This is a genomic window from Cryobacterium cheniae, from assembly GCF_004403395.1.
Classification (GTDB): domain Bacteria; phylum Actinomycetota; class Actinomycetes; order Actinomycetales; family Microbacteriaceae; genus Cryobacterium; species Cryobacterium cheniae.
On sequence record NZ_SOGN01000044.1, the window covers coordinates 1 to 11,846 of the forward strand.

At 66.4% G+C, this 11,846-nt stretch carries 16 protein-coding genes; 8 read left to right on the forward strand and 8 right to left on the reverse strand.

The genetic code is table 11. The features are described 5' to 3' along the window. The first annotated feature begins 121 nt into the window (after positions 1 to 121). A complete protein-coding gene (locus E3T23_RS09410) occupies positions 122 to 517 on the forward strand; it encodes a hypothetical protein (protein ID WP_478213375.1) in 396 nt (131 codons plus the stop codon). Next, entirely contained in the window at positions 502 to 831 is a 330-nt protein-coding gene (locus tag E3T23_RS09415) for a metal-sulfur cluster assembly factor (protein ID WP_134370125.1), read from the forward strand. Before E3T23_RS09410 ends, E3T23_RS09415 begins: the two co-directional genes overlap by 16 nt. 109 nt (positions 832 to 940) lie before the next feature. Here E3T23_RS09415 and E3T23_RS09420 read toward each other — a convergent pair whose 3' ends face one another. Both E3T23_RS09420 and E3T23_RS09425 read right to left on the reverse strand, forming a co-directional pair. After that, complete coding sequence (locus E3T23_RS09420; RefSeq protein ID WP_134370126.1) at positions 941 to 1,189, reverse strand: hypothetical protein; 249 nt, start codon at positions 1,187 to 1,189, stop codon at positions 941 to 943. Between the two features lie 135 nt (positions 1,190 to 1,324). Then, entirely contained in the window at positions 1,325 to 1,876 is a 552-nt protein-coding gene (locus E3T23_RS09425; RefSeq protein ID WP_134370127.1) for an OsmC family protein, read from the reverse strand. A gap of 140 nt (positions 1,877 to 2,016) precedes the next feature. On the opposite strand from E3T23_RS09425, the gene E3T23_RS09430 reads away from it, so the two are divergent. Together E3T23_RS09430 and E3T23_RS09435 are read left to right on the forward strand one after the other, a co-directional pair. Then, positions 2,017 to 2,682 carry a TetR/AcrR family transcriptional regulator gene (locus E3T23_RS09430; protein ID WP_134370128.1) on the forward strand — a complete coding sequence of 222 codons (666 nt, stop codon included), beginning with the start codon at positions 2,017 to 2,019 and terminating at the stop codon, positions 2,680 to 2,682. A 60-nt stretch (positions 2,683 to 2,742) separates the two neighbouring features. Continuing rightward, positions 2,743 to 4,341: an ABC-F family ATP-binding cassette domain-containing protein gene (locus E3T23_RS09435; protein WP_134370129.1), complete on the forward strand. Its 1,599-nt coding sequence runs from the start codon at positions 2,743 to 2,745 to the stop codon at positions 4,339 to 4,341. A 19-nt stretch (positions 4,342 to 4,360) separates the two neighbouring features. Here the strand turns inward: E3T23_RS09435 and E3T23_RS09440 are convergent, their stop codons facing one another. Genes E3T23_RS09440 through E3T23_RS09450 form a run of 3 tightly spaced genes read right to left on the reverse strand, consistent with a single transcriptional unit; the run spans position 4,361 to position 5,720 of the window. Then, a complete protein-coding gene (locus E3T23_RS09440) occupies positions 4,361 to 5,197 on the reverse strand; it encodes an SURF1 family cytochrome oxidase biogenesis protein (protein WP_134370130.1) in 837 nt (278 codons plus the stop codon). Beyond that, positions 5,194 to 5,427, reverse strand: coding sequence for a hypothetical protein (locus tag E3T23_RS09445; protein ID WP_134370131.1), 234 nt, complete (start codon positions 5,425 to 5,427; stop codon positions 5,194 to 5,196). The genes E3T23_RS09440 and E3T23_RS09445 overlap by 4 nt, the downstream gene beginning before the upstream one ends. Further along, the gene (locus tag E3T23_RS09450; RefSeq protein WP_134370395.1) at positions 5,424 to 5,720 is read right to left on the reverse strand and encodes a DUF3099 domain-containing protein; all 297 of its coding nucleotides are present in this window, start codon (positions 5,718 to 5,720) and stop codon (positions 5,424 to 5,426) included. Before E3T23_RS09450 ends, E3T23_RS09445 begins: the two co-directional genes overlap by 4 nt. A gap of 138 nt (positions 5,721 to 5,858) precedes the next feature. On the opposite strand from E3T23_RS09450, the gene fabG reads away from it, so the two are divergent. Next, on the forward strand, positions 5,859 to 6,569 hold the full coding sequence (fabG, locus tag E3T23_RS09455; protein ID WP_134370132.1) for a 3-oxoacyl-ACP reductase FabG: 711 nt from the start codon (positions 5,859 to 5,861) through the stop codon (positions 6,567 to 6,569). On the opposite strand, the gene serB is transcribed toward fabG, so the two are convergent. Together serB and E3T23_RS09465 are read right to left on the reverse strand one after the other, a co-directional pair. Next, positions 6,566 to 7,213, reverse strand: coding sequence for a phosphoserine phosphatase SerB (gene serB / locus E3T23_RS09460; RefSeq protein WP_134370133.1), 648 nt, complete (start codon positions 7,211 to 7,213; stop codon positions 6,566 to 6,568). The genes fabG and serB overlap by 4 nt on opposite strands. Beyond that, positions 7,210 to 8,454, reverse strand: a complete 1,245-nt coding sequence (locus tag E3T23_RS09465; protein WP_134370134.1) for a glucose-1-phosphate adenylyltransferase — start codon at positions 8,452 to 8,454, stop codon at positions 7,210 to 7,212. Before E3T23_RS09465 ends, serB begins: the two co-directional genes overlap by 4 nt. A gap of 80 nt (positions 8,455 to 8,534) precedes the next feature. On the opposite strand from E3T23_RS09465, the gene glgA reads away from it, so the two are divergent. From glgA to E3T23_RS09480, 3 genes are all read left to right on the forward strand, one after another. Next, entirely contained in the window at positions 8,535 to 9,716 is a 1,182-nt protein-coding gene (glgA, locus tag E3T23_RS09470) for a glycogen synthase (protein ID WP_134370135.1), read from the forward strand. Between the two features lie 96 nt (positions 9,717 to 9,812). Further along, positions 9,813 to 10,595, forward strand: coding sequence for an ABC transporter ATP-binding protein (locus tag E3T23_RS09475; protein ID WP_134370136.1), 783 nt, complete (start codon positions 9,813 to 9,815; stop codon positions 10,593 to 10,595). Positions 10,596 to 10,743: 148 nt separating this feature from the next. Further along, a complete protein-coding gene (locus E3T23_RS09480) occupies positions 10,744 to 10,995 on the forward strand; it encodes a type B 50S ribosomal protein L31 (protein ID WP_104102169.1) in 252 nt (83 codons plus the stop codon). A gap of 101 nt (positions 10,996 to 11,096) precedes the next feature. On the opposite strand, the gene E3T23_RS09485 is transcribed toward E3T23_RS09480, so the two are convergent. Continuing rightward, entirely contained in the window at positions 11,097 to 11,783 is a 687-nt protein-coding gene (locus E3T23_RS09485) for a 3'-5' exonuclease (protein WP_134370137.1), read from the reverse strand. Positions 11,784 to 11,846 lie beyond the last annotated feature (63 nt).

Consider the following 11,846-nt stretch of genomic DNA (forward strand, 5'->3'; position numbering starts at 1 on the left):
CGAGATCCCCGGCGTGACCGTGACGAACTTCCTGCGCACCGCGAAGACCGCCGTCGACGGCACGGCGCCGCCCATCCGGACCTGGATCAAGGACGTGCGTGAGTCGATGAAGCAGCTCCGGATGGATAAGTCCTTCGCCGAGCGCAACGTGAACGAGGGCTTCTCCGGTGGCGAGAAGAAGCGCAACGAGATCCTGCAGCTCGAACTGCTGAAGCCCCGGTTCGCCATTCTCGACGAGACCGACTCCGGCCTCGACGTCGACGCGCTCAAGGTCGTGTCGGAGGGCGTGAACCGGGCCAAGGAGAACACCGGCCTGGGCCTCGTCCTGATCACGCACTACACGCGCATCCTGCGCTACATCAAGCCGGACTTCGTGCACGTGTTCGTCGACGGCCGCATCGCCGAGCAGGGCGGCCCCGAGCTCGCCGACCGTCTCGAAGACGANTCTCGAAGACGAAGGCTACGATCGCTTTCTCACGGAATCGAACGTAGGTTAGCTACATGGTCTCCACGCTGACTCCGGCGCGTTTCGATGAAATCGAAGAGGCGCTCAAAGACGTCATGGACCCGGAACTCGGCATCAACGTCGTCGACCTCGGGCTCATCTACGACCTGGGCTGGGACGACGAGAACGACGCCCTGATCATCCACATGACCCTCACCTCGGCCGGCTGCCCGCTGACCGACGTGCTCGAGGAGCAGACCGCCGAGGCGCTGGACGGCGTCGTCGACGCGTTCCGCATCAACTGGGTCTGGATGCCGCCGTGGGGCCCGGAGAAGATCACCGACGACGGCCGCGACATGATGCGCGCCCTCGGCTTCTCCATCTGATCCGCTTGGTCTGAAGCGCGTCGTGAAGCCACGATGACCTGAAAATGGGGCACCCACCATCCGGCCGGTGCCCCATTCTCTGTGTCCTGACCCGTGGTCCGCTCCAGGGTCACTCGTCCGACGACGTGTCCTCGGTGCTGGTGTCCTCGGTGTTGGTCTCCGATGTGCTCGCGGACGAGGCCAGATCGGATGAGTCCCAGTTCTCCAGATTGATGAGGTCCGGGTGTGGTCCGACGTCGGTCTCACCCTCCTCGAACATGTCGCCCACCGGACTGGCGGATTCCGGTTCGTCACCAGGCTCGGACCGGGGAGGCCCGCCCTGGCTCGGCGGGCGTGGTGTAGCTGCACTGTTCTCCATCGTCGACCTCCTCGCTGTCGCGCAGCGACTGCTGCGGCTGCACCTGACGGTAGGCCTTAGCCCTGCTCGCCGCTAGACGAGGGAATCATTTGATGAAGCGCAACTGGGAAGGACCGGGCCACCCGCCGGACGCGGCTATGCCGTGGTGACGGTCACGGACACCGGGGTGGGGTTCGCGAACAGGTCGAGCACCGGGCAGTGCGCGTCAACGGTCGCACGGAGCTCCTGGTAGCGCTGATCGGTCTCCGGCCCGGTGATGGTGATGCTCAGGCGGATCGCCGAGAAACCGGCGCGCACGTCGGCCTGGATTCCGAACAGCTTCCGCACGTCGAGGTCTCCCTCCGCGACGATGTCTATCCCGTCGACCTGGATGCCGAGCGCCTGGGCGTAGAGACGGTAGACGACCACCTGGCAGGAGAGCAGAGCGCCGAGCGCGATCTCCACGGGGCTGGCCGCCACGTCGTCTCCGGCCAGGGCTCCGGGTTCGTCCACGAGGAAGACGTGCTTGCCGGCCGTCACACGGGTGGCGACCGACCCCTCGCCGGCGGCGGTGACCCGGTAGGTCAGCTGCGCCGTCGTGGGGTCCGCGGTGATGCGTTCGTTCCAGGCGGTTCCGGCGGCAACGAGGCGGCCGGCCCGATCTTCGGCAAGGGACAGGAGGGCGGCTGGCGTCTGCAAGAGTGTCATGCCGTAACCATAGGAGCCGAGTCCGGCAGGGGCGCTCGTCCCGGTCATACGGCGTCATGGAAGCAGGACCGGAGAACGCCCAAACGGTGATCAACCACACAAGATCGTCATTCCAGTGAGTAGAACTCTATCCTAATGAAATGGTTGAAATCCTGATGAGCTCGAAATCCCGGAGAGCGGAGCAGGTTTTGCAGACCCGCACCCTGATTGTGCGGGCCGCGTTGCGGCTGATGCTCGAACGAGGCTACATTCCCACGACCCTGGGTGCCATCGCCGCCGAGGCGGGCGTCGCCGTGCAGACGATCTACAACTCCGTCGGCGGCAAGGCCGCGGTTCTGTCCGCCGTGCTCGACCTTGCGGCAGCGCGCCCCGACCCACCGGATGACCGTCCAGGACCGCTACGGAGTCAGGTCAGTGAGGCACGAACCGCCACCGAGATCGTCCGGATACTCACCGACTGGATCGCGGACCTGAACGAACGCACGTCCGGGGTGCACCGGGTGATCGCCCAAGCCGCCGGCGTCGATGCCGACATCGCCGAGCTTGAGATCCGTCGCTCCGCCCAACGGCTTCTCCAGTACGGCGAGGTGGCGTCCGCGCTGCGCTCACGGCACAGTCTGCGCGGGGGACTGAGCGACCACGAGGCGGCGGCGACGGTGTGGGCGCTCGGGCATCCGCAGTCGTACCGGTCCCTGGTCCTCGACCTCGGCTGGTCCGGTGCCGCGTACCGGGACTGGCTGGCAAAGGCCCTTCAGGGGGCACTTTCGCTTTCCGGCGCACCCGGCGGCGCACGGGATCAAATATAGTGGAGAGTTGGCCCACTTCGGCTAAAAAAATTCTACGACTCCCCTGATCGGACTGTTGCTGTGCTGAGTGTGCAAAATCTCGAAATCCGAGTTGGGGCGCGCGTGCTCATGGAAGACGTCAGTTTCCGCGTTTCCGCCGGCGACAAGATCGGTCTGGTCGGTCGCAACGGCGCCGGCAAGACGACACTGACGAAGACCCTCGCGGGGGAGACCGTCCCGACCAACGGCTCCATCGACCGCACCGGTGACATCGGCTACCTGCCCCAGGATCCTCGATCAGGAGACCCGGACATGCTCGCCCGCACCCGCATCCTGGATGCGCGCGGCCTCGGCACGATTTCGCTGGGCCTCAGTCAGGCTGGAATCGACATGGGCAGCGACGACCCCAAGGTCAGCGCCAAGGCGATGCGCACCTACGGCAACCTCACCGACGAATTCAACGCGCTCGGCGGTTACGCGGCCGAGGCGGAAGCCGCGTCGATCGCCAGCAACCTGAACCTTCCGGACCGCATCCTCGACCAGCAGCTGCGAACCCTGTCCGGCGGGCAGCGCCGCCGCATCGAACTCGCCCGGATCCTGTTCTCGGCCGCGGAAACGATGATCCTCGACGAGCCCACCAACCACCTCGACGCGGACTCCGTGGTCTGGCTGAGGGAGTTCGTCAAGAACTACCGCGGCGGATGCATCATCATCAGCCACGACATCGAGCTGGTCGGCGACACGGTGAACCGGGTGTTCTACCTCGACGCCAACCGCATGGTCATCGACATCTACAACATGAACTGGAAGAACTACCAGCGGCAGCGCGTCGCAGACGCTGACCGTCGCAAGAAGGAACGCGCCAACGCCGAGAAGAAGGCGTCGACCCTGCAACTGCAGGCCGCGAAGTTCGGTGCCAAGGCGAGCAAGGCCGCCGCCGCCCATCAGATGGTGGCGCGCGCCGAGAAGCTCCTGTCCGGACTGGACGCCGTGCGCGCGGTGGACCGGGTCGCGAAGCTGCGCTTCCCCGAGCCCGCACCCTGTGGACGCACCCCGCTGATGGCCACCGACCTCTCCAAGAGTTACGGCTCGCTCGAGATCTTCGCGGCCGTGGACCTGGCCATCGACCGCGGTTCGAAGGTCGTCATCCTCGGCCTCAACGGTGCGGGCAAGACCACGCTGCTGCGGATGCTCGCCGGCGTGGACAAGCCGGACACCGGTGAGATCGTGCCGGGCCACGGGCTGCGGATCGGGTATTACGCGCAGGAGCACGAGACCATCGACGTCAAGCGCAGCGTCCTCGAGAACATGGTGTCCTCCTCGCCGAACATCACCGAGATGGAGGCGCGCCGCGTTCTGGGCTCGTTCCTCTTCACCGGTGACGACTCGCACAAACCGGCCGGCGTGCTGTCCGGTGGCGAGAAGACCCGCCTCGCCCTGGCCATGATCGTGGTCTCCGGCGCCAACGTGTTGCTGCTCGACGAACCGACCAACAACCTCGACCCGGCCAGCCGCGAGGAGATCCTCGACGCCCTCGCGCATTATGCCGGCGCTGTCGTCCTCGTCAGCCACGACGAGGGTGCCGTCGAGGCGCTCAACCCCGAGCGCGTGCTGATCATGCCCGACGGCACCGAGGACCACTGGAACAAGGACTACCTCGATCTGATCATGCTCGCCTGATCACCCTCGTTGCGGTCGCTCAGCGGTCGATGAGTTCGTCCTCGATCTCGGAGTCGCTGCGCGGTTTGGCAGCCTGACGGCGGGCCCGCTCAGCCGCACGAACGCGCTCCTGCGGGTCGTCGAAGTTCACGGTCCGGTATTCCTGACGAATGGCCCAGCCGAGCCCGACGAAGCCCATCAGCGCGAACACGAACCATTGGAAGGCATACGACAGGTGCGGGCCCTCGTCTTTTACCGGACGGGTGACGGCCACGGGACGTTCATCCGGCGCCGGATCCTCGGTCGCCATCAGCCCGTAAGCTCCGGTGTACGTGGGCAGCCCCAGCCTGCCGGCCACATCGTCGAGATTGATCGTCGCGATCTGGTTGCCCGTGGCGGAGCGCCCGGGTAGAAGGGGCTCGCCGGCCTTGAGCCGGGCGACGACCGTGACCTCACCCGAGGGCGCGGCCGGAACGGATGCCGGGGCGTCCGCGGTCTGACCGGTCGGCAACCAGCCCCGGTTGACGATGAAGACCGAGCCGTCGGCGAGCAGCAGGGGAGTGAGGACCTCGAACCCCGGGTTGATCTGCAGCGGACGGTTGCGCACGATCAGCTCGTCGTCCGTCAGATACGTGCCGGTCATCACAACGGGCAGCCACTTCTGGGACTCGGAGAACGATTCCAGGCCCGGCAGTGCGTCAGCCAGGGGAACGGGGTCCGCCGCGTAGTTCGTCTCGACCTTGCTCATCTCGGTGAGAGCATCCGCGCGGCGCGCGAGCTGCCAGAGACCGAGGCCGGAACAGACGGCGGCGAAGAGGATCGTCAGTGCGAGGTATCCGGCCCAGCGCCGGGTGAACGCGAATCGCCAGCCGATCACTCCGGCCCTGCTTCCGGCTCTGCACTCAGCGGAGATACGGCCAGCGGGAAGTCCCGGGCGGCCAGAAAATCGCGGAGGTAGTCAACGTGCAGGTCGCAGGCCAGCCAGGTCTTCACTCGGTTTTCAGTGTGAAGGCGCGGATTGCGCCAGTCCAGTCGCCAACCTGCGCTCTCACGACAGCCGGCGCGAGAACAGTTCCTTGTGTCGAGTTCGGCGCCGAGGCCGATCACGTTCCGCTCTCATCGCTGTTCGACCGCTTGTCCTGGCCCCGAAACACCTGCACCGCCCCCGGACGAACGACGGAAGATGCCGATGCGGCGCCCTGCACATTCGCGAAGACGACCGCGAAGTAGGGGAGAGTGATCGCGCCTACGGCGCAGACGAGCAGCCACCAACCCTGGACGAAGAGCATCAGCACGATACAGACCATCCGGATGCCCATGGCGATCGAGTATTTGATCATCCGGGCACGTCGCTCATCCTCGGGCGAGGGTGGGAGCGAGGTGATCGACTGCTGCTTCATGGGTGCCATCGATTCGGTCAGTCGGGGAGGTTTTTCCTCTAAATTCTACGTCTCGTCCGGGTCAAACGCGGACGCTCTAAGCTGGGATTTACATGCGTGCGGCTGTTCGTTCGCTGAGAAAAAGAGATTGGACGCAGTATGACCACTGGCAGAACTGTCCTTGTCACCGGAGGAAACCGCGGCATCGGATTCTCGATCGCCGAGGAGTTCATCCGGCAGGGACACCGCGTCGCGGTCACCGCCCGCTCCGGGGACGGCCCCAGCGGCAGCCTGACCGTGCGCGCGGACGTGACGGACGCCGCGTCCATCGACGCCGCGTTCACCGAGATCGAGGCTGCCCTCGGCCCGGTCGAGGTGGTCGTCGCCAACGCCGGCATCACCAAAGACATGCTGCTGATGCGGATGAGCGAAGACGACTTCACCTCCGTGATCGACACCAACCTGAGCGGCGCCTTCCGAGTCGTGAAACGCGCCTCCAAGGGGATGCTCAAGGCCCGGTTCGGTCGCATCGTCCTGATCTCCAGCGTGGTCGGCCTCTACGGCTCCGCGGGCCAGGTCAACTACTCTGCCTCGAAGAGCGGCCTGATCGGGCTGGCCCGCTCGGTGACCCGCGAGCTGGGCGCCCGGGGCATCACGGCCAACGTCGTCGCTCCCGGCTTCATCGAGACCGACATGACCGCCAAGCTCTCCGAGTCACAGCAGTCCGACTACAAGCGGAGCATCCCGGCGGGACGCTTCGCCACGCCGGTCGAGGTGGCTCGTGTCGTCACCTGGCTCGCCGGCGACGACGCCGGGTACATCTCCGGCGCCGTTATCCCCGTCGACGGTGGACTGGGGATGGGGCACTAACCGCGCAGGCCGAGCATCGGCAGGATCTGGCTGAGGTCGCGGGCGTCGACGGCCAGGTCCGCCTGTGCCTTCACGATCGGTTTCGCGTTGAACGCGATGCCCAGTCCGGCCACCCTCATCATCGTCAGGTCGTTCGCGCCGTCGCCGACGGCGACGGTCTGGGGGAGAGCAACGCCCTCGAGGGCCGCCCACTCCCGGAGGGCCGCAGCCTTGGCCGCGGCGTCGATGATGGGCCCGACCAGGCCGCCGGTCAGGCGACCGTCTGCCGTTTCGAGCCGGTTCGCCCGCCAATGGTCGAGTCCGAAGGCGGCGGCGAGCGGGTCGAGCACTTCATGGAAGCCTCCGGAGACCACCCCGATTCGGCTTCCGTGCGCGTGCAGGCCGTCGATCAGTTCCTGGACTCCGGGAGTCGGCCGGACGAGCCGCCCAACCTCCGCGAACACATCCGTGGACAGCCCGGCCAGAGTCCTGACCCGTTGCCGCAGACTCTCCGCGAAATCGATCTCACCGCGCATGGCCTGCTCGGTCACCTCGGCGACGAGCGCCAGCGAGCCGGCCGCATCCGCGAGCAGCTCGATGACCTCGTCTTCGATCAGGGTGGAATCGGCGTCCAGGACGACGAGGAAACGTACGGGAGCGGTCACGGGTGGACGTGCACTCCCTTGCCGACCACGGTGATGCCGGACTCGGTGACGCTGAAGCCACGGGCCAGGTCCCGGTCGCGATTGACGCCGACCTCCGCCCCGGCGGCGACGACTACGTCCTTGTCCAGAATCGCCCGACGCACGGTCGCACCCGGCTTGATCTGTACCCGGTCGAAGACGATCGAGTCCACGACCTGGGCACCGGAGTCGATGGCGGCCCAGGGGCCGAGAACGCTGCGCTCGATGTGCGCTCCCGAAATGACACAGCCGAGGGAGACGATCGAGTCGATCATCGTGCCGAGGAAGCCGCGTCCGTCGCGGACGAACTTCGCCGGCGGGGAGTTGAGCTGCTGGCTGAAGATCGGCCACTTCTGGTTGTAGAGGTTGAACACGGGGAGCGCGCTGATCAGGTCCTGATGTGCCTCGAAGAACGAGTCGATGGTACCCACGTCGCGCCAGTAGTCCCGGTCGCGATCGGTGGATCCCGGGACGTCATTGAGCTTGAGGTCGTACACGCCGGCCTCGCCACGGGACACGAAGTCGGGAATGATGTCCCCGCCCATGTCGTGGCTGGAATCGGCACGCTCGCCGTCGCGGAGGACGGCCTCGATCAGCGCCTCCGTGTTGAAAACATAGTTGCCCATGGACGCGAAGACCTCGTGCGGGGCATCGGCCAGACCGATTGCGTCCTTCGGCTTCTCGCGGAAATCACGGATGCGGTCCGGCGTCGCCGCGTCGACCTCGATGACACCGAACTGGTCGGCCAGGCCGATCGGCTGACGGATGGCGGCGACGGTGGCGGCGGCTCCGGAGGCGATGTGAGCCGCGATCATCTGGCTGAAGTCCATCCGGTACACATGGTCGGCTCCGACGACGACGACGATGTCGGGCTTCTCGTCGTGGATCAGGTTCAGGCTCTGCAGGATTGCGTCCGCGGATCCGCTGAACCAGCGTTTGCCGAGTCGTTGCTGCGCCGGAACGGAGGCGATGTAAGAGTTGAAAAGGCCGCCGGAAACGTGCCAGGTCTGGGAGACGTGACGGTCGAGGCTGTGCGACTTGTACTGGGTGAGCACCACAAGCTGGGTGAGGCCGGAGTTGATCAGATTCGACAACGCGAAGTCGATCAGTCGGTAATGACCCCCGAAGGGCACCGCCGGTTTCGCACGGTCCTCCGTCAACGGCATGAGCCGTTTTCCTTCTCCGCCGGCGAGCACGATTCCAAAGATCTTCTTTGACTGCATGTCTTTACAGTAGGGCCATTCGTCACGTCGTTCCAGCAGGGATGGGTGTGTCCCCGGCCAGCCTGCGCTAGCTTTGCCTCATGCGAGTGGATCTATTGACCAAGGAGTATCCCCCGGAGATTTACGGCGGGGCAGGCGTGCATGTGGCGGAGCTTGTGAAAGCCCTCCGCACCGACATTGACGTCTCCGTGCGGTGTTTCGGCGCGCCCCGCGATGCCGTCGACACCGTCGCCTATGGGGTGCCGACGGAGCTGGCCGACGCGAACGCGACGCTGGCCACGCTGGGTGTGGACCTTCAGATGGCGCAGGACGTGCAGGGTGCCGACATCGTGCATTCGCACACCTGGTACGCCAACGGCGCGGGCCACCTCGCGAAGCTCCTGCACGGGGTGCCGCACGTCGTGACCGCGCACAGCCTCGAACCGCTCCGCCCGTGGAAGGCCGAGCAGCTCGGCGGAGGCTACCGGGTCTCCAGTTGGATCGAGCGCACCGCCTTCGAGGCAGCGGATGCCGTCATCGCCGTCAGCGGCGGAATGCGCCGCGACATCCTGCGCAGCTACCCGGCGCTCGACGCGTCCCGGGTGCACGTCGTCTACAACGGCATCGACCTCGACCGGTGGAAGCCCACGGACGACCCGGACACGGTGCGGGCCCTGGGCATCGACCCGGACCGGCCGGCCGTGGTCTTCGTGGGCCGCATCACCCGGCAGAAGGGGCTGCCGTACCTGCTCCGCGCCGCAGCCCTGCTGCCGCCGGAGGTGCAGCTCGTGCTCTGCGCCGGAGCCCCCGACACCGCGGGCATCCTGGCCGAGGTCACTGCCGGGGTCGAGGCCCTCCAGCGCGAGCGATCCGGCGTGGTCTGGATCGACCGCCTCCTGTCGCAGCACGACCTGGCCGCCGTCCTCACCGCCGGCACCGTCTTCGTCTGCCCGTCGGTCTACGAACCGCTGGGCATCGTCAACCTGGAGGCCATGGCCTGCGGCCTGCCCGTCGTCGGAACGGCCACCGGGGGCATCCCCGAGGTCGTGGCCGACGGCGTCACCGGCCGGCTGGTGCCGATCGACCAGGCCACCGACGGAACCGGCACCCCCGTCGACGCGGACCTCTTCGTCGCCGACCTGTCGCGCACCCTGATCGAGGTTCTTGCCGACCCGGTCAGGGCGGCCGAGATGGGCCGTGCCGGCCGGGTCCGCGCCGAGCAGATGTTCAGTTGGACTCAGATCGCCACCCGCACCCGGGAGATCTACGCCTCGCTGCTCTGACTCCTGCTCTGAATAGCCGCTCCAACGGGTGCCGCAGGAAAGCGCGGCACCCGTTTGGCGTGACTGGCGCTCCTTTTCGGCAGATAACATGGCTTCATGGTCAACGTTCTTCATCTCACCGACGTCTCCGTCATCCGGGATGGCGCTCCCATCCTCGACTCAGTGAACTGGAGTGTTGATGACGACCAGCGCTGGGTGATCCTGGGTCCGAATGGCGCGGGCAAGACCACGCTGCTGCAGATCGCCGCCGCACTCATCCACCCCTCCAGCGGCAGTGCCGTGGTTCTCGACGAACCGATCGGACGCACCGACCTGTTCGAACTGCGGCCGCGGATCGGGTTCGCCTCCACGGCGATGGCCCGCCGGGTTCCCGCCAACGAGAAGGTCCTCGACGTCGTGATGACGGCCGCGTACTCGGTCACCGGTCGTTGGACGGAAGAGTACGAGGCCATCGATGAGCGGCGCGCCCAGAGGGTGCTCGGCGAATGGAAGCTCGACACTCTGGCCGGCCGCAAGTTCGGCACGCTGAGCGACGGCGAGCAGAAGCGGGTTCAAATCGCCCGGTCCATCATGACCGACCCTGAGGTTCTGCTGTTGGACGAGCCCGCCGCGAGCCTCGACCTCGGCGCCCGCGAGGAACTGCTGCAGCTCCTCGGCGGCTACGCGAGTGAGTCCGGGTCTCCGGCGATCATCATGGTCACCCACCACGTGGAGGAAATCCCGCGCGGTTTCACGCACGTGCTGCTCCTGTCCGGTGGCCGCATCGTCAGCGCCGGACCCATCGCCGACGCACTGACCGCCGAAGCGCTGACCGAGACGTTCGACCTGCCCATCGAGTTGAGCGAGACCGACGGACGTTTCAGCGCCCGCGCGATCTGACCGGCACCGGATGGCGGTCACCGCCACCGGATTCTGCTAAACTCGACAGTCGGTCCTAGGACCGCACATTTTTTCTGCCGCACCTGGCGAGTCTGAACTCGCTAATCGAAGCGCAACTCACCAATCGAACAGCAATAAGGAAGTCTTCATGAAGTCTGACATTCACCCCACGTACGCTCCCGTGGTTTTCCGCGACCTCGCGTCGGGTGCGACGTTCCTTACCCGTTCGACGGTCTCCAGCTCCAAGACCATCGAGTGGACCGACGGAACCACGTACCCGGTCATCGACGTGGAAATCTCGTCGGAATCGCACCCGTTCTACACCGGCAAGCAGCGCATCATGGACTCCGCCGGCCGTGTCGAGAAGTTCAACTCCCGGTACAAGGGCTTCGGCAAGTAAGACCGCCGTACCCCGCAGCATCCGGCACGATGAAAGGGCGACCAGCTTCGGCTGGCCGCCCTTTTTGTGTGGCTGTACGGTGTCGTGCGGACGGTGCCGGGTCAGCGCTCGGGCCACCCGCCGGCGGCGACGAACTCCGGGTCGCGTTCGCGGCGCATGTAGGCCTGGAAGCTCTCCGCCTGCTGCTGTGACCACTTGGCCTGAAGCACGTGCAGTTCACTGACGGTGGGCGGCAGGGCCGTGACGTGCGTCCGGGCGATGGCCTGGGCGACCCGGCCGGCCGCGATCGCATCCGCACCGGAGTCGTGCGCGTCGTCGAGGCGCACACCGTAGAACGCACTGGTCACTTCGAGGGTGCGCTTGCCCTTGCGGTAGCGATCGACGGCCTTGTCGATGACCAGCGGGTCGACCACCGGCGCCGGTGACACCAGCGGGGCAACCCCGTAGCGGATCGACTCGCGGTTCAGCAGGGTGAGATCGTAGGGGGCGTTGTACGCCACCAGAGGCAGACCCCGGGCGAGGTGCTCCCGGATCGTCTGGACGATCTCGGCCACCCCGTCCGCGGCAGGCCGGCCGTTCTCGGCGGCGTGCTGGGTTGTGATGCCGTGCACGTTGGTGGCCTGGGCCGGGATCTCGATACCGGGATCGAGGAGCCAGTCGACGCGCTCGAGCACCTCCCCGGTCACATCGATGATCGCGACGGTGGCCGACACGATGCGGCTCGTCTCCACGTCTATACCGGTCGTCTCGAGGTCGAAAACGGCGAGGGTGTCACTCCAATTGCTCATGGGGAAAGCCTAGGGCCGACCACCGTCATCACCGGGCGGTTCGGGACTCGGCCCGGTGACCCA